Consider the following 18,841-nt stretch of genomic DNA (forward strand, 5'->3'; position numbering starts at 1 on the left):
TTCCAGCTGGGATGACAACAACCAGCAAAGACCAACCATATAAGTGACAAGCGAAAATGGTTAGGAGGATTTAGGATGGACGCATGAGGTCGTAGTAGCGAAGAGGAAAGGGTAATGCCTTTCTAAGCTTATGGAATGAAGCTTCTACAAAGGTAACACCAGAGTAGAGCGAAGGACCTCTGGGCGACTGGGCGTCCGTGTCAAAGAATAAACAGAACACAGAGTCTGTTGAATGATTGGCATAAGACTAGCATATAAGTAAACTTATGTATCAATGGGTGAACATGCGTGTCAGCATTTAAACCTGGGATACATAAGGAAGGCTTATATAGCGATAGAAACCCAGTGTCAGAACCGGACTCGGGAAATCCGACCGTCCGGGATCGTATGGGGGCTGCAGGAAACGTGGTTCTATTGAATGCGCGCGCCTGCCATCTACCCGACCTCCGCTTTCCGGGGGGCATGCTCTTCAGCTAACTTTGAAAAGAAAACACTTTTCAAAGTGGATCTTCAGATCATGCTAATCCCCCAGGAGTCGAAGTGGACGCCTGCGCTAATTTGATATTCTACAACGCTATTATCAGGAAGCTTATTGGTATTTCTATCATTTGTAAAACATTATTTACAGTAAAAGCTCAAAATGCTACCTGTCACAGTAGTTGTAGAGCCAATATATTAGCGCAGGCCGTTCACTTTCACTCCTGTGGGAATGTTTTACCTGAAGATCCACTTTTTCAAGCGATTTGTGCTTGGAAAAGTTAGCTGAAGGGAAAACCCCACGGAAAGGGAAGTGGGCAGCCGGAGCGGGTATCTAGTAATTAATACATTTCAAAATTACCACTCCATTTATTGCACAGTATCCTGTTGTTGCGCAACAATACATTGAATAGTCTTGTTTGAAGTGGAGAGCGATGTTATATTTTACTGTTATTTATTAAATGATAATATGAGTCCAAAGAACTAAAGGGCATTTCCTTATTTGAGAATCTTTGCAGCATAATACTCTTATTAATTGGTCCTAAATATGCATATTGACGAATAACGTAATATCTTTTAAAATATAAATGTAATAAGACTTTTTTACTACTAACGATAATGGCAAACTTATTGAAAAGTAAGGACGCAAAACCTATGGATCTAAGGTCAATTGACTATGGTAGCCGGGTTGCCGAAGGGTAAGGAATATTTACAGAGACTACAAAACACTGTAGTTACTCTATATGTCCACCTTCATTGGTGGACTTTTTTATTCTAATAATATAGCCTAATTCGTTAGAGATTTGGAGGATAGGCGAATGAAAGAATATTTAGTGGTTGAGAATGAAATTATTAATAGAACCAAATATATTTATTTTGATGGTATATTGGACTTTTCGACAATTAACTCACTTCATGAAGACGATTATGAGATAAACGAGTCATTTGATATGTTAATCCTTGATATAAGTAAATTAGATTTTATTGATTCAACCGGAGTCGGGTTATTCATCAATCTTATTCATGAATCAAAAGACAATGCAGTTCAGTTGAACATTAACGGAGCGACAGAACAAGTAGAAGAAATATTGGAGACGCTAGGTGTATATCAGGTATTAGCAGCAATTTAAGGCGGTGGTCGATTTGCTCGAACAAAATCAATTTAAAAAAAGTAATGGTACTGACCATATGGATCAAACTCTAGCAAGAGAGATTAAACAGGCACGAAAGATTCAAATGAAGTTATTAAACGCGAGAAAACCAGAGTTAAATGAAGGGGAGATTTCAGGTGTTTCGATCCCTGCACGTTTAATTGGTGGGGACTATTTTGATTTTCACACTTTACCATCGGGAAATGTACGAATCGTAATTGGTGACGTAATGGGTAAAGGAATTCCAGCAGCTATGTTAATGATTCTTACCCGTGGAGTCTTTCGGAGTAGTGCAGAGCACCTCTTTTCTCCTAGCGATACATTGGAAGCAATGAATGAAGCAATGTACAGTGACTTACGCACATTGGGATCATTTGTCACATTACTGTGTGCGGATTGGAACCCAAAGGATCAAACGTTAACCTATGCAAGTGCAGGTCATAACTTACCAATAATCATTGATCAGCATTTAGAGTTAAAAAACTTACCACTTATAAAAGGAGTTATGTTAGGTGGTTTACCAAATACAAAGTATCAAGAAAAAAGTGTAAGACTGGCAGATGAAGACCTTATCTTTTTCTACACGGATGGTATTATTGAAGCTCAAAGTGAAAAGGGAGAGTTATTTAAAATTGATAGATTAGTTAATAGTTTAAGAAAGTATCAACACTTAGAAGCAGAGCAAATTGAAGAAGCAATTCAACTAGATGTAAAATCGTTTACTAATGGCGTTTTACAAAAGGATGACATAACAATGGTCGTTGTGAAAATGAAGAGAATAGAAGAAAGATTACACAGTAAAATTGCTTCTGAGAAGGAGGGATAGACTTGAATCAGTTTACTTCAAGAGGTAAATCAGTAGAAGAAGCAATTGATCGCGGGTTAAAAATAATGCAAATGTCTAAACATGAAGTCAATATTGAAGTACTTCAATTCGATACAGAGGGCTTTATGGGTATAGGTAAGAAACAAGCAATCGTTAAATTATCAAAATCCAGTGAAAATACTACGAATGATGGAGAAATCCATGAAAAAGTAGAGTTGGACCAACTAGTTGAAAATGCAATCAATGAAACAACTGAATTGGAGCACTTAGAAATCGAAGCACTGAAAGAACCTTCTTGGGATGATAAAACGGATGGAAGAGCCTGGATTATTAATAATCAGCTGTTTATGAAAAGTGCTAATAATAAATATGCAACCGCTTCAATTGATGAAAAGATTTCATTATATAAAAATGGACAATTAATTAATAAAAAAACATTGCTATTAAGTGAAGAGGATGAATATAAGATTGATTACGATCAATTTACGGAAAAGCCAATGTCATGGAAAATATCAATTATAAAAAATGGATTAGAATCTATATTAGATGTGTATCCAGGTGAAAAAATTTCCTATACATTGAAGGATACCCCACCTAGTGAACATATCAATATGGAATTAGAGGCACAGTCTGAAATTATTAATACATTATCCAGACAAGATATTATAAAAGAACTTGAAAACCAAAATATCACGTTTGGTTTGAATGAGAAAGCAATTGAACACGCAATTGAAACAGAAGTAGAAGGTCGCTTTGTTATTGCTCTAGGTAAAGAGGCTAAACATGGATTAGATGGTGAGTTAGAAGTAAAGGTAGATATTGATGCGGAAAATGGACTCGTTGAAGATGAAAATGGAAATATTAACTTTAAAGATGCCAATATAATACCAAATGTAGAAGTGGGTACGATAATGGCTATTCTTCACCCGCCCATACCTGGATTACCAGGGCGCTCTGTTTTGGACGAAGAAATACCCACAAAAGAGACACATGAATTAAGACTGGTTCCCGGGAAAGGTGTCGATTTAATCGAAGATAAGATTATTGCAACAGAATCCGGAAGACCTGTCATCGAGCAAAGAGGTCGGACTGTAAAAGCAATGATTATGTCGAAGCTCGTTCATGACGGAAATGTCAATATTGCTTCCGGTAATATTCGTTTTAGCGGTGATATCGAGATTTTGGGAGAGGTAGAAGACAACATGATTGTGGAAGCAGGTGGTGATATTTATGTGCAACGATCAATTAGCGAATCGAACATAACTGCTTCCAAATCGATAACTGCAAAAGGAAATGTTATTAACTCTAGTTTGACCGCGGGAAAACACCATTTGCTTGTTATTGAGTTAGGCCATCTATTAACGATATTAGAAAAACAATTAGATAAGATGATCGTTATTATTCAACAACTTACAAGTTCTAAGGCATATAAGTCAGAAGAGCTAAAAATGAAAGGTTTACAACCATTAATTATTTTATTATCTGAAAAAAAGTTCAAAGATTTTAAATCTTTTGCACGTAAATATGTAGATATAGTAGAAAAAGCGGATGCTTATATTGAAGAGCCAGAATGGAAAAAGGTCAGTTCTGATTTGAAAATGATGTTTCTCACACTAACGAATGAAACGATAACTCTTTCAAAATTAAATATTTTAAAAGATTTGATGCAAGAATTAGCGCAAACAACAGAATCAGATGTCGAACCCAATTCATACATCACTATATCAGATACTACAAATAGTAGAATCTATTCTAGTGGTAATGTCAATATCATAGGAAAAGGTTGCATTAATACAAAAGTACATTCTGGTGGATTATTAAAAGTAGATGGTTCTTTAAGAGGTGGTGAAGTATACGGTAGGTTGGGAGTGATCGTCAGTGAAGTAGGTACAATCAGTGGCACTAAAACAATTATATCTACTGCATCTGATAAATCTATCACAATAATGCGAGCGTATGAAGGAACAATTCTTCGTATTGGAGATGCCGTTAGACAGTTGTTTCGGGAGGAAAAGTTTATTAAGGCGAAATTAGACGAAAATGGACAGATTATTTTCGAGTAGGAGGTTCAGTTATGCTAGAATATCAACTAAAAAAAACAGCTAATCATTGTAACGTGGCACTAATTGGAGATTTTGATATAGAATCGACTGAACATGTCAATGATACATTGATTCCTGAATTAATGAATTATCCAGAAGTTCATTTGAATTTCCAAAAGGTTAATTTTGTTGATTCGTCAGGTATGGGTCTATTAATCCAAATTGTTAACCAATTAAAAGAAAAAAATCAACAAGTGAAAATTTTGAATGTGAAAGAAGATATATTAGAAGTTTTTGAATTAGTACAAATACCAGAAATTATTGGCCAAGAGGTTATTGTGAAATAGTAGTTTAGGTTAAATATAAGACTTGAATTGAAAATATTTTCATGCGTATTAGGAACATACTGCGACATAGCTGAAGAGGTAATTATGAGATTTTATATGTGCTTTGCAACCGCTGCGGCTTGCCCGCTTTCCTTTCCACGGGTTTTTACCCTAAGCTAACTTTTTAAGCAAAGTTCGCTTAAAAAGTGGATCTTAGGGTAAAAACATCCCGCAGGAGTGAAAGAAGCGGACGCCTTCGCTCTTAATGGATGCTACAACTGTCTTCACACCTATCAATTTGATCTTTCTATAAGTATTTCGTTTATATTTCGCGATAGTAGTCTTTATTTAAACTCTTGCATCTATTGTAGAACTTTAATTAGCGTAGGCGTTCGCTTCAACTCCAATGGGACTCGTTTTACCTGAAGATCCACTTTTCCATGCGATTTTTGCATGGAAAAGTTAGCTGAAGGGAAAACCCCATGGAAAGGGAAGCGAACAAGCCGTAGCGGTTGTTACGCACAAATTTACTGTCAAAATGACTACATCACTTACTGCGTAGTATCCTGTTATTGCGCAACACTATATATTGTATTGTTGGTATTTGACGTAGGTATAATGTTCGGTATCATCCTTTATTAAAACGATACTGCATCTTTTGTTCGGGCTTTTTTTATTTTTTCTTTCGCAGTCGCTGTTTGAGGTTCGTCTAGGAAGAAGATACAAAAGAAACAAACAACAGCGGTTAGCCCAATTATGATAAAAAAGACGGCTGGACTTACCATCGTAAAAATGGTTAAAAATACTACTGCACCGATATTTCCATATGCTCCAACCATACCAGATATTTGACCTGTTACAGGCTTTTTAATCATGGGAACCATTGCATATACTGCACCTTCACCCGCTTGAACAAAGAAAGAACAACCTATTGTTACTAAGACTGCAAACCAAATCGGCCAACTTGAACCAATTAGAGCCATGCCGATATATCCAACCGCAAGACCTGCTAAGAATATCATTAAGGTTTTTTTGCGACCAAACTTGTCACTGAACCAACCACCGCTAGGGCGAGACATTAGATTCATAAAGGCAAAACTACCGGCAATAATACCAGCTTGAGCTACGCCAAGTGCAAAGGTTTCCTCAAAAAATTGAGGTAACATTGAGACTACTGCTAATTCTGATCCAAAAGTGCAGAAATAAGCGAAATTAAGAATAGCTACTTGTTTAAACGAGTATTTTTCTTTTTCTGGTACTCCTTCTTTTAAATGGTCCTTATTTACATTCCATATTTTTGATAAATTATAGAAAAACAATGCAACAAGCGACAAGATTAAAATTAACATAATATTAAAGCTAATGAAATTTAAATCCCATAAACGAAAGCTTTGAAAGATTAAAATACCAAAGAGAGGGATACTCATCAACATTAAACCGATCAAGTCGCGATAACTAGTAACTTCTAATGCCCCACTTTTCTTTGGTTTTTTAAAGGTAACTCCTTCTGGTGTATCTTTCACTAATCGAAGGAACAAAAACCCATAAATTAAACTAATTAATCCTGTTAAACCAATAGCATAACGCCAGCCATCTTCACCACCAAATAGAATAGCTAATGCTGGCAAAGTCATTGCCGCAGCGGCAGACCCAAAATTACCCCAACCACCATAAATTCCTTCAGCAAACCCGACATTTTTTTCTGTAAACCATTCTGATACTAAACGAATACCAATAACAAAACCGGCACCAATCAATGCTAAGAATATTCTTGAAACCATTAATTGAGTGAAGGAATTGGATAAAGCAAATGTGAAACAGGGGATGCTTAATATCATTAATAGGCTTGAAAAAACTCTTCTAGGTCCGAACCGATCGACAAGCATACCTATTAAAACCCGGGCTGGAATGGTAAGCGTGACGTTCGCTACTGCTAGTAAAGCTATTTCATCGTTTGTTAATCCAAATTGTTTTTTTAATGTCGTCATAAATGGTGCCATATTAAACCAGACGACAAATGTGATAAAAAAAGCTAACGTTGTGAATCCGAGTGTTTTTATATTTCCTTTATGACCTGTGCTCATTTCAAGTACCTCCATTTTATGTTGATATCTTCATTATAAGAAGATAGAGTTATGAAACAATGAAACAGTAAAATAATCTTACATAGAATGTTAGATCAGCATCTTTAAAATTAATGGAATAGGTTGCTTGATCTAACATAACCTTTTCTTGAACATGACTTAACCGTCCGTAACTGATCATTCATTAAAGACATTTTGTTTCTTGTAACAAAATAAATATTGTCTATTAAAACAAAAGATTTATGTACAGAATAAAAGCAGGATTATACGACACTATTTTAGTGGTAATTATGAGATATTATAGTGCTTTGTACTCGCTCCGGCTTGTCGGCTTCCCTTTCCGCGGACACTTCTTTAGCTAACTTTTCAAGCAAAGTACGCTTAAAAAGTGGATCTTCGGATAAAGTGAGACTTCAATCAGTGGGGTTTTTCCACTGATTGTTAGCGAAACTTATCAGGTTGTTACTGACCGTATCCCATACGTTATTTTTTGCATTATGAGAATATCAAGAATGGGATTACGGACAGTTAGCAACGTGGAAAAAACATCCTGCAGGAGTGGAAGCCAACGCCTGTGCTATTTAATGCTCTAAAACTCAAGCGAGAATAATCATGTTGGCCTATTCACTATTTTTCATCAATTTATCATTAGATTGCTTATCAATGTTAGCAATCTAAGCTGATTTATTATCTAAGTGTAACCATCCAAAATATGAGCATTTGCAATAGTTGTAGAGTCCCACTAAGCGTAGGTGGCCACTTCCACTCCTATGGGATTCTTTTTCATGAAGATCCACTTTTCCATGCGATTTTTGCTTGGAAAAGTTAGCTGAAGGAAAAAGCCCATGGCATAGAAAACACTACGAAAGCTTGCTTGAGTAGATGTTGCACTTGTGCCCGTGGTAAAAGGGAAGTGGGCAAGCTGAAGCGGTTTTTACGCACATACATCCTTTCAAAATTACCACTATAGTTATATCGCATAATCCTGCTTTTGTGAGTAGAGATTACTTTTTAGGTTGGTTTTTTAGTTTATTGGACTTATTCGTACGACACTCATTTTAAAGCCGGGCATTTGACAATAAGGATCAAGGGTATCGGCAACTAATTGATTCACATTCTGCTTTTCTGTCCAATGAAACGGTACAAAAACGGTGTCTTTCCTAATCGATGTAGACCATTTACTTCGAACGATGATCCAACCTTTTTTAGAAGTGACTCGAACGAGCGTATCAGGCTTGATTCCATATAACTCAGCGGTATCTGGATGTATTTCTAAAAAAGCTTCAAAGTTTCTGGCCGCTAAGGAAGGACTTTTCCGAGTTTGTTCACCCGTTAAATAGTGTGACATTACTCTGCCAGTCGTTAAATATAATGGATATTCGTTGTTAATACTCGGTTTTTTGGTATCTGCGATTGGAATAACTGCCATTTTTGCTTTCCCATTCTCATGAGCAAAAGTACTTTCAAATAATCGCTCTGTACCCGCTTGATTGCTCTCAGTACAAGGCCATAGGATCCCTTGTTGTTTGCGAATTCGTTCATAGGTAATTCCTGAATAGTCCGCTTTTCCACCTTTACTTGCGATTCGCAATTCTTCAAAGATTTCCTCAGCATTCGTGAAATTAAAAAACGCTCCTTTTCCAAGTGACTGTGCAATATCACATAAAATCTCCCAATCGTGTTTCGCTTCTCCCTGGATAGGATAACTAGCTTCACGTAACATTACTCGTCCTTCTACATTTGTTAAGGTACCTTCATCCTCTAGATACGAAGTAGTAGGGAGTACAAGGTCTGCCAATTTAGCTGTTTCTGATAAAAATAAATCGACCACAACTAGAAACTTTAATTTTTTTAATGCTTTTTGAATGAGGTTTGCATTGGGATTGGAGACAATTGGATTAGAGCACATGACAAACATGCTAGTAATCTCGCCATCTATTATTTTCTCGAACATTTCATAGGCTGAAACACCTTTTCTTGGAAGAGACTGTTCTTCTATCCCCCAGACTTTTGCGATGTATTTTCGGTCTTCTTCCTTTTCAATCGAACGATAGCCAGGCAGTTGATCTGCTTTTTGACCATGTTCTCTAGCTCCTTGACCATTTCCTTGCCCAGTAATGGCCCCATATCCTGAATATTTCTTTCCTATTTTTCCTGTGACTAATAATAGATTTAAGAAGCTTCTTACCGTATCTGTACCATTTATTTGTTGTTCTACTCCTCGCGCGGTAAAAATCATACCACTAGATTCACGGCCAAACACAAGAGCTGTTTGATAGAGATCATCTAACGATATGCCGGTATCCGTTGCGATCGTATCGAGATTTAGCGATTGTATATATTTTTTAACATCCTCAAAATGTTCCGTGCGCTTTTGGATAAATTCGTGATCAATTAAGTTTAAATCAATTAAGATTTTTAGAATCCCACTTGCCAGAGCAACATCTGTGCCTGGTTTGTTTTTTAAATGTAAATCAGCTAGATTTGTAGTACTTGTTTCTCGTGGGTCAATTGCAATAATATAGGCACCATTTTCTTTGGCTTTTTCAAAATAGGGCATAATCGTTGGCTGGCATTCTGCAATATTAGTGCCGGCTAATATAATGCAACGTGTATGTGGAATTTCTGCTAAGGTATTTGTGAAACCTCTGTCCATACCAAATGTGAGGTTGGCACCTGTTGCTGCAGAGGCCATACATAGTCTGCCATTGTAATCAATATGTTTGGTCTGTAAACCAACTCTAGCAAATTTACCGAGTAAATAAGCTTCTTCATTTGTTATCGAGGCACTACCATAGACAGATAAGGCATCTTTTCCATCTGTTTTTTGTATTTCTTGAAATCTTTCAGTAATAAGTTGATAGGCTTCTTCCCAAGATACGGGCTTGAATTCACCATTAATTTTTCGTAAAGGTTGTTTAATTCGGTCATGGTGCAAGGCGTGCTGATGGGCGTTCATTCCTTTCACACAAAGGCGACCTTCAGAGGTGGGATTGTCTTTACCGATTGTTTTGTGTTTTTTTCTTGATATAACACGTTGTTCAATCAATTGCATTTTGCACTGCATGCTGCAATAGGGGCATTGAGTATCATATATTTTTTCGGATTGTGCTTTTTGTTGTTTATCGCGGAAATATTTAAGCATTAGTTCTGTCATTTTCTAGACATCCTTTCTTATAACGTTGAAACAAAGGTTTTTTTACGATTAATTTGATCATTACAGAGATTTTGCAGCAACATCGTTTGATTTTCCTGATCAAATAACACTTCACGAACATGAATCATGCCTGCTCTTTCCAGCCAATTTCCTACTTTCTCATTAAAATTAGCGGACTGCCGGTAATATTGAAGGAATGAAAGGGTCAGATTGATGATTTCATTATTTGTTTTAGCAATAGCCAATAGTGATTGTTTATTGTTTTCCTGTACAATCAACTCCCAACCTGCATTTTCTTTTATTAGTGCTAGATCAAAATAATTCTCTAGCATGCCAGTTTTATTAGTGAAAATTTTCACTTTAAGGTTGCTAGCCATCGTTAAAAATTCTGTTTGTTTTTCTATTTTACAAGCTATATTCTCGATTTCGTTACCGATTGGATGAGTAGTTCCAATTATTTGCACCTTTCTCAATACATGATTTTCTGGTGAGTGTAATCTCATATTGAGGTCACTACAAATGGAGATTAAGTTTTTTTCTTGAATACCAGTTATTTTTAATCGTTGATCTTCTGTTATGGTCAGGCCAGGTAAGCAGTATTTACGCAAAACCTCCTCTATTTTACGCAATTGACTACTAGTTGCTTTGTCACCATATAATTGAGGCGTTACACTATAGGTGCCGTCGGTTTCTAACCATGCATTCGTCTGTGGGTCGAGATAAAAGAAATAGTCGTTTTGTTGATATTCGGGATAAATCATGTCCAAATAATAGTGCAGAGCTGGAATACACGTTTCACATCCGTTTAGGTTTTTCCAGTTTAAAGAGTTGAAAACCATGTCAAGATTCGTTAATTTCTGTTCCTGTATTTCTTGGACTATTTCATCTTCAGAGAGTGTTGTACAATTGCAAAATCGATTATCTTTGACCTTCTCATCAAAAAAGTCACTGTTGATATAATCGAGTAGTTCTTGGACTACTGGTTTACATCCACCACATGAACTAGATGCTTTAGTGGATTTTTTTACATCATTAACAGTTGATAAATCTTCTGCAAGTACTTGCTTAATAATGCATCCTTTTGAAACATTGTTACATGTGCAGATATTTTCATTTTTGGGTAATGTAGCCGCATATGATTCGTCGATTTTAACGGCTTGTAATAAAGTAGCTTTTTTATTGTTAGGTATAAATTTCTTTTTCTGAATGTTATCGAGCAAGATTGGCCCCATCGATGTATCTCCAAATAACACAGCACCAATGGCTTTATCGTTTTCGAATACTACTTTTTTATAGCTATCCGCTATCGAGTCGTACGTATAGATTGCTTTTGTGGTCTCTTTTTCATTAATTTGACCGATAGAGAACAGATCAATTCCTGATATCTTTAGTTGGGTATATATCGTAGAACCTTGATAGGTAGCATTTTGTTTCGTTAAATGTTTTGCAAGAATTTCTGCTTGTTCATAAAGCGGTTTAACGAGACCATATACTGTTCCTTTATGTTCTGTGCATTCACCTACTGCAAAAATATCTGGATCATTTGTTTGTAAAACATTATTTACGATAATCCCTTTATTCGTTTCTATTTGAGCTTGATCTGCTAATGAAATATTAGGCCTTATTCCAACTGCCATCACCACTAAATCAGCTTCAAGTATTGTTCCATCTTTAAAACATAAGCCCTCGACACGATCCGTCCCAAAAATCTCAGCTGTTTCTTTTTCGAATATAAAACGCATGCCTTGTTCTTCTAACGAATGCTTTAACATAGATCCTGCTGTCTGATCTAATTGATGATTCATTAACTGGTTGGATAAATGAATGACATCAACATCCATACCTAAATTCAATAAACCTCTTGCAGCTTCGAGTCCCAATAACCCACCACCAATTACTGCTGCTTTCTTATGCTGTTTAGATACATCAATCATTTCTTTACAATCATCAATCGTCCTGAAAGACATTACCCCTTTTTTATCAATTCCTGGAACAGGTAAGACAAACGGGTTAGAACCTGTAGCAATTATTAAGTGATCATAGGGTACGGTTCTCTCTTTATCTGTCACAATTATTTTTTTGTTTCTTTCTATAGATAGAACCGTTTCATTTGTGAACAGTTTTATTTGATTATCCTTATACCACTGCCAATCGTGTATTGTAATATCTTCGAACGAAACATCACCCTGTAAAACGGAAGACAACATGATCCGGCTATAATTGGTATAGGGTTCAGATCCGAAGATTGTAATATTATATAAAGATGAATTTTCTTTTAACAAATATTCAATGGTTTTTAAGCCTGCCATCCCGTTTCCGATCACGACAAGTCTTTTTTTATTCATTTTTATAATACCTCCTAATGACACTGATCTTTCGTTCGTTATCATCTCGAAGACTATCATGATCCAACTATTTTTGTCCGTGATCATGTCAGATAATATAACGTTATTTCTTTAAAGGTGTATTTTAGATACTTCAAAAAGCGTGTAAGATAAGTTGACAAGTCGATAGCAAGATTACTTTTTGATAGGTACGATGAATACAAGTTAAATTTTCCAAATGATATTGGGGGACTAAAAATGGATAAGAAAAAACTTGTATTAATAGGAAATGGTATGGCCGGTATTCGGACGATTGAGGAAATCATGAAGTTATTACCGGATCAATTCGAAATTACCGTGTTTGGAAAAGAACCCTATCCAAACTATAATCGAATTCAGTTATCGAAAGTTTTACAGGGCGATACGGAACTAAAAGATATAACGTTAAATGAATGGCAATGGTATGAAGATAACGGCATCTTGCTATATCCAGGCGAAACAGTAACAAAAATAGATAAAGATCACCAAGTCGTTTATACCGATAAAGGAAAAGAAACTCCATATGATTATTTGATCATTGCAACTGGTTCCAATCCGTTTATGCTTCCGTTACCAGGCGCTGATAAAGAGGGAGTAACAGCTTTTCGTGATATAGAAGACTGCGAGAAAATGATCGATGCTTCTAAAAACTATAAAAGAGCAGCTGTTATTGGTGGAGGGTTACTAGGTTTAGAAGCTGCTCGTGGTTTATTGAATCTTGGAATGGCAGTAGATGTGATTCATCTTTCAGACTATTTAATGGAGCGTCAACTTGATCGGCCTGCTGGTGAACTACTACAAAAGGAATTAGAGTCTCAAGGAATGAATTTCTTATTAGAGAAACAAACTGCTGAAATAACTGGAAAAAAACGAGTGACAGGTTTGAAATTCAAAGATGGTGGTTGGATTCCGGCAGATTTAGTGGTAATGGCAGTTGGGATTAAACCGAATGTAGCATTAGCTCAGGAATCAGGCATTGCAGTAAATCGTGGTATTGTCGTGAACGATCATATGGAAACCAATGTACCAAATATTTATTCTGTTGGAGAATGTGCTGAACATGACCAAATGGTTTATGGATTAGTTGCACCGTTATATGAGCAAGGTCAAGCATTAGCCAAACATATTTGTGGTATGAACCATCAAGGTTACAAAGGATCTGTATTATCTACTCAATTGAAGGTTTCAGGAGTTGATGTTTTTTCAACGGGCTTAATTAATGAAACAGCGGAGACGAAGTCAATTAAAGTATTTGACGAATGGCAAAATACCTACAAAAAAATTCTTGTACAGGATGATAAATTAAAAGGCGCCGTATTATTTGGTAATACAAAAGAAGGCACGAAATTACTGAGCCTAATCAAAAAAGGAGCGAATGTAGAGGACTATCTGGAAAGTCAATCCGCAGCAGACGATGGGGAAAGCATTGTTGCGTCGATGAGTGATGATGAAATTATCTGTGGCTGTAATGGCGTATCAAAAGGTGCGATTGTAAGTGCGATCAAATCTGATGGATTAACCTCAGTAGAAGAGGTGAAAGGTGCTACCAATGCTTCCAGGTCATGTGGTACTTGTAAAAATTTAGTGTCTGATTTATTAACCGACACGCTTGGTGATGAATATGAAGCAGATACAAAAGAGACAGTTTGTGCTTGTACCGATTTATCACGTGATGAAGTGATTGCTGAAATAAAAGAGAAAGGTTTGACACACACAAAAGAAGTTATGAATGTACTGGAATGGAAAACGGAAGAAGGATGTTCCAAGTGTAAACCAGCACTTAATTATTATTTAGGCATGGTTTATCCGAAAGAACATGAAGATGAGAGAGAATCACGTTTTGTCAATGAACGTCTTCACGCTAATATTCAAAAAGATGGTACTTATTCTGTAGTTCCGAGAATGTATGGTGGGGTAACCAATGCCAAAGATTTACGAACGATTGCAGATGTAGCAGAAAAATACGATGTGGGAATGATTAAATTAACAGGGGGTCAACGAATTGACTTACTAGGAATTAAGAAAGAAGATTTACCAGACGTTTGGAAGGACTTAGGGATGCCTTCAGGTTATGCATACGGTAAATCAGTGAGAACGGTGAAAACATGTGTAGGTGCAGAATTTTGCAGGTTCGGAACACAGGATTCTACAGGGATGGGAATTCAATTAGAGAAAAAATTTGAAGGGTTAAATACGCCTCACAAAGTGAAAATGGGGGTATCTGCTTGTCCACGTAACTGTGCAGAAGGCGGGATTAAAGACGTTGGTGTTGTTGGGTTAGATGGTGTCTGGGAAGTGTATGTTGGTGGTAATGGTGGTACGGAATTGCGTAAAGCAGAGCTATTAGTCAAAGTGAAATCACAGCAAGAAGTACTCGAATATACAGCTGCTTTTTTACAATATTATCGCGAGAATGCTAGATACCTAGAAAGATCCTCACATTATTTAGAACGTGTAGGCATTGAACACGTGAAGGAAGTTGTTAATGATGATCAATTGCGTAAAGAACTAAATGATCGTATGGATGAAGCTTTAGGTGTCTATAAAGAACCTTGGAACGAAGTGTTAGAGAGTGAAACAACTTTAAAAGATCTTTACCAAAAAGTAACAGCGAAATAAAGGATGGGGGAAACGTTTATGGAACAGATTGTGCGCAAAATATTCATAGCTAATTATGATGATTTACCAGTAAGCTTAGGGAAAGCAGTCGTTATTGATGACAAAGAATTGGCCGTTTTCCGACTTTCCAATGGCAATGTAAAGGCAATTGAAAATAAATGCCCCCATCGTGGTGGTGTTTTGTCAGAAGGAATGGTAAGTGGCGAACATGTTTTTTGTCCATTACATGATTGGAAAATTAATGTCACAGATGGCCTCGTACAAGCCCCTGATGAAGGCTGTGTGCAGACCTACAAGACAAGTGTAGAAGAAAATCAGGTATTTGTGGAAGTTCCAGAAAAATAATGAACTAACGCTCCGGGCAGAAAGATATTCTCTCGGAGCTAAAAAAGAAACATGAATGGTGGGGAATACAAATGGGGAAAGTTTATTTGATCGGTGCAGGACCGGGAGATCCGGATTTAATAACAGTAAAAGCTTTAAAGGCAATCCAACAAGCGGATGTTATTCTTTATGATCGCTTAGTAAACCAAGAATTATTAGCAGAGGCAAAACGGGATTCTGATTTGATTTACTGTGGAAAACTGCCAAAATTACATCTGATGAAGCAAGATACCATTAATCATTTGTTAGTTAAATATGGAAAAAAAGGTAAAAATGTTGTACGATTAAAGGGTGGAGATCCCTTTGTTTTTGGAAGAGGTGCGGAGGAAGCTGTCGCTTTAGCTAAAAATGGTGTTGCCTATGAAGTGGTGCCAGGGATCACTTCTGGAATTGCTGCACCAGCTTATGCAGACATTCCAATAACACATCGTGAATTGGGTCGCTCTTTTGCGGTTGTAACAGGGCATTGTAAAAATGGTGAACCATCTGACATTAAATGGGAATATTTAGCGAAATCTGTGGACACGTTAGCAATCTATATGGGCATGAGTAATTTACCATATATTACAGAAAAATTGATCAATTGCGGAAAATCAGCAAAAACCCCTGTGGCTATTATTCAAGAAGGAACAACTAAAAATCAAAAAGTAGTGTCTGGAACACTGCAATCTATTGTACATTTAGTAGAACAAAACAAAATTGAAAATCCAGCAATGATTGTCGTGGGAGAAGTTGTAAAAGTAGGCGAAAAATTACAGTATTTGAAAGAACGCTATCAGCAGCAGTCTGCTGAAGTTCCGGCATTAGAAGCATATTAGTAGGAGTGAATAAGAATGGAAGCTGTCATCTATATATGTCATGGTAGTCGATTACACAAATCAAAGATAGAGTCTTATGCGTTAATCGATAAAGTGAAAAAAGGCGTAGATATACCTTTACAAGAAACCTGTTTCCTCGAATTACAAGAACCAACTCTTGCAGAAGCGGTTAGCAAAGTGATTGAAAAAGGGGCTACCAAAGTAATCATAATGCCAATTTTGTTACTTACAGCAGGCCATGCGAAAAAGGACATTCCAAATATGATCGATAAAGAAAGAGAAAAATACCCTGAGATAGATTTTATTTATGGGCGAGCGATTGAAGTTGACGCTAAAATGGTAGAAATATTAATCGATCGCATATCAACTTGTACTTCTGAAGTAGAACAATATGATCTCCTCCTTGTAGGTCGCGGAAGTAGTGATCGATCTGCTGTAGAGGATACTGAAAAAATTGTTCAACATCTAAAAGAGCATTATCCCAACAATAAAATAGAGAAGTGCTTTCTTGCTGCAAGCGAACCCAAGTTTGAAGCACTTTTATTAGAAAAAGTGAAAGACAATAAATCTGTTCTTATTTTACCTTATTTACTTTTTACTGGTTTATTAGATAAAGGGATTAAAGAATACATTGAGCAATTAGATTTGCAAGCAGGTCAAAAAATATTGCTTGCTGATTATTTAGGACACCATCAAAATGTATCTGAAGTGTTAATAAGTCGCGTAGCAGAAGCAAGAAAGGGAGCGGACCCCCATGCAACAATGGTTAAAAGAAGTAGCTAGAGGTAAAAAAGGTGCAAAGGATTTAAACTATGAAGATACACTAGCTGTTGCTGAAAAAATCCTTTCTGGAGAAGCTACTGATGCTCAAATCGCAGCCTATTTAGTTGCCGAAAGAATTAAAACAGAATCACCAGATGAATTGTGCGCATTTATTGAGACATTAAAAAATCATACTAATCGATTAAATATATCTGATGAGATACAGGATAATTTGATTGATTTTGCTGGTCCATACAATGGTCGAAATTCATTTGCAGCTACAATTCCGGTTACATTATTATTAGCGGATCAGGGAATTCCGGTATTCCTATCTGCAAGTGATACATTGCCACCAAAATATGGTACATCACTTAAATCGATTATGATCTCTTTAGGTGTTGATGTGACACTTTCCAGTAGTCGAATAGAAGAGATAATTGAGAAGGAAGCTTTTGGATTCGTCGATACTGAATACTATAGCAATGTATTAGCTTCAGTTCGTCCTATCAGGGAGGAAATTGGGGTGCGTACATTGTTTAATACCGTTGAAAAATTAATTAATATACCTCAAGCAAAAAACGTCATGTTAGGTGCTTTTCACAGAACAGCAATTCATAAATTGAATGATGTCTTTAAACAGTTAGATTACCGTCATGTCTATATTGTCCAAGGTCTAGAAGGTTCAGAAGATGTTCCGGTTCATCGTAATAGTTTTGTGTTTGATTGGACACCAGAAAATTTAGAATCTTTTATTGTCAAACCGAGTGAATATGGACTTGAATGTAAAGAGTTTGATAAGTCTAAGAAGCTATCAGCAGAGGAACAAGCAACTATTATGCGCTCGATTTTATCTGGAGAGTCAAAACCCGAGTATCGCTATTATTACAATCAAATATTACTAAATGCAGGTTTACGCTATTATTTATTTCATCATACGGGTTCAATTAAAGAGGGAATTAATATTGCCGAGCAGCAACTTAAAAATGGTAATGGGATGCGAAAACTGGAATCGATTATTAAAAACAAATGTGAGGTCAGATAACCTTTCACATTTGTTTTTTTAATGTTGTTATAATCGTTTGCTGTTTTTCTGTTTCATAAATTGGATTATGTACAATATCTTTAAGTAATTGATGTTTTTCCGTTTTATTGATGTCTAATTTTTTTATTATTGCTCTTGCCTCAAATAAAAAATCGATGTAGCCTTCATAGTCTTCTGGAAATTGTGAGTCTATTTCCTTTTTAATTCGCTTTGCCAGAAGAGGACTTGCTCCACCTGTTGATATTGCAATTTGTAAGCGTCCACGTTTTAATGTAATCGGAAAATGTATGGTACCTTTTTCAGCATGATGTGCTGCATTAATCCAGGCTGTTTTAGGTGCATGCTTGATAATGTTGTCATTGATTGTTTCATCATTAGTAGCTACGATAATTAGATCTGCGTTTTCTATATCTTCTTTTCTAAAAGGTGCATTTGACCATTTAATATTATTAATAGTAATTATTTCTTTCATGGTATCAGTGAGAGTCGGACTAACTACAGTTATTGATTGTTTAAAGTCTAATAATTGAGATAATCGTCGTTCAGCCACTTTTCCACCACCAATAATGACAATGCTTTTATTTGTTAAATTGACTAGCAATGGTAGGTATGTGATGATGGCACCTCCTATTCTATTTATCCGGAGCATTGAAGTCTCATTTTATTGTAGTACGTAGCAGTTAGTCAAGGCAAGCTAATTGACAGATGTTAGCAAGTTTTCTTACACTAAAGGTAGATTCTTTTCCTACAAAAAGAAAATAGTTCGAATTTGAGATAAATGAAAGGAAGG

The 18,841-nt window shown here is 36.3% G+C and carries 13 protein-coding genes and 1 riboswitch; of the genes, 9 read left to right on the forward strand and 4 right to left on the reverse strand.

What is annotated here, in order from left to right; all coding sequences use genetic code 11:
• Window positions 1–1,087 precede the first annotated feature (1,087 nt).
• Window positions 1,088–1,173, forward strand: a riboswitch (cyclic di-GMP riboswitch).
• Between the two features lie 122 nt (window positions 1,174–1,295).
• Genes BN3107_RS07075 through BN3107_RS07090 form a run of 4 tightly spaced genes read left to right on the forward strand, consistent with a single transcriptional unit; the run spans window position 1,296 to window position 4,843 of the window.
• Window positions 1,296–1,607, forward strand: a complete 312-nt coding sequence (locus BN3107_RS07075) for an STAS domain-containing protein (RefSeq protein WP_058306909.1) — start codon at window positions 1,296–1,298, stop codon at window positions 1,605–1,607.
• A 13-nt stretch (window positions 1,608–1,620) separates the two neighbouring features.
• Complete coding sequence (locus BN3107_RS07080) at window positions 1,621–2,454, forward strand: PP2C family protein-serine/threonine phosphatase (protein ID WP_316245021.1); 834 nt, start codon at window positions 1,621–1,623, stop codon at window positions 2,452–2,454.
• Window positions 2,455–2,456: 2 nt separating this feature from the next.
• Complete coding sequence (locus BN3107_RS07085) at window positions 2,457–4,517, forward strand: flagellar assembly protein A (RefSeq protein WP_058306910.1); 2,061 nt, start codon at window positions 2,457–2,459, stop codon at window positions 4,515–4,517.
• An 11-nt stretch (window positions 4,518–4,528) separates the two neighbouring features.
• Entirely contained in the window at window positions 4,529–4,843 is a 315-nt protein-coding gene (locus BN3107_RS07090; RefSeq protein WP_058306911.1) for an STAS domain-containing protein, read from the forward strand.
• A gap of 617 nt (window positions 4,844–5,460) precedes the next feature.
• On the opposite strand, the gene BN3107_RS07095 is transcribed toward BN3107_RS07090, so the two are convergent.
• The 3 genes from BN3107_RS07095 to nirB (BN3107_RS07105) form a co-directional block, all read right to left on the reverse strand.
• Complete coding sequence (locus tag BN3107_RS07095) at window positions 5,461–6,906, reverse strand: NarK family nitrate/nitrite MFS transporter (protein WP_148434681.1); 1,446 nt, start codon at window positions 6,904–6,906, stop codon at window positions 5,461–5,463.
• A gap of 1,024 nt (window positions 6,907–7,930) precedes the next feature.
• The gene (nasC, locus tag BN3107_RS07100) at window positions 7,931–10,063 is read right to left on the reverse strand and encodes an assimilatory nitrate reductase catalytic subunit NasC (RefSeq protein WP_058306913.1); all 2,133 of its coding nucleotides are present in this window, start codon (window positions 10,061–10,063) and stop codon (window positions 7,931–7,933) included.
• Window positions 10,064–10,080: 17 nt separating this feature from the next.
• A complete protein-coding gene (gene nirB / locus BN3107_RS07105; RefSeq protein WP_077065061.1) occupies window positions 10,081–12,408 on the reverse strand; it encodes a nitrite reductase large subunit NirB in 2,328 nt (775 codons plus the stop codon).
• 237 nt (window positions 12,409–12,645) lie between these two features.
• On the opposite strand from nirB (BN3107_RS07105), the gene nirB (BN3107_RS07110) reads away from it, so the two are divergent.
• The 5 genes from nirB (BN3107_RS07110) to BN3107_RS07130 all read left to right on the forward strand — a co-directional run bounded on the left by nirB (BN3107_RS07110) (window position 12,646) and on the right by BN3107_RS07130 (window position 18,051).
• A complete protein-coding gene (gene nirB, locus BN3107_RS07110; RefSeq protein ID WP_058306914.1) occupies window positions 12,646–15,045 on the forward strand; it encodes a nitrite reductase large subunit NirB in 2,400 nt (799 codons plus the stop codon).
• 18 nt (window positions 15,046–15,063) lie between these two features.
• On the forward strand, window positions 15,064–15,390 hold the full coding sequence (nirD, locus tag BN3107_RS07115; protein ID WP_058306915.1) for a nitrite reductase small subunit NirD: 327 nt from the start codon (window positions 15,064–15,066) through the stop codon (window positions 15,388–15,390).
• A gap of 71 nt (window positions 15,391–15,461) precedes the next feature.
• Complete coding sequence (gene cobA, locus BN3107_RS07120; protein WP_058306916.1) at window positions 15,462–16,247, forward strand: uroporphyrinogen-III C-methyltransferase; 786 nt, start codon at window positions 15,462–15,464, stop codon at window positions 16,245–16,247.
• 15 nt (window positions 16,248–16,262) lie between these two features.
• Window positions 16,263–17,030, forward strand: coding sequence for a sirohydrochlorin chelatase (locus BN3107_RS07125; RefSeq protein ID WP_058306917.1), 768 nt, complete (start codon window positions 16,263–16,265; stop codon window positions 17,028–17,030).
• Window positions 17,002–18,051 (forward strand): anthranilate phosphoribosyltransferase, encoded by a 1,050-nt coding sequence (locus BN3107_RS07130; protein ID WP_058306918.1) that lies wholly within the window; start codon window positions 17,002–17,004, stop codon window positions 18,049–18,051. Before BN3107_RS07125 ends, BN3107_RS07130 begins: the two co-directional genes overlap by 29 nt.
• 4 nt (window positions 18,052–18,055) lie before the next feature.
• Here the strand turns inward: BN3107_RS07130 and BN3107_RS07135 are convergent, their stop codons facing one another.
• Window positions 18,056–18,700, reverse strand: coding sequence for an NAD(P)-binding protein (locus BN3107_RS07135; RefSeq protein WP_077065062.1), 645 nt, complete (start codon window positions 18,698–18,700; stop codon window positions 18,056–18,058).
• Between the last annotated feature and the right edge of the window lie 141 nt (window positions 18,701–18,841).

The sequence above is a fragment of the Gracilibacillus massiliensis genome, assembly GCF_001458115.1.
Lineage (GTDB): Bacteria > Bacillota > Bacilli > Bacillales > Amphibacillaceae > Gracilibacillus > Gracilibacillus massiliensis.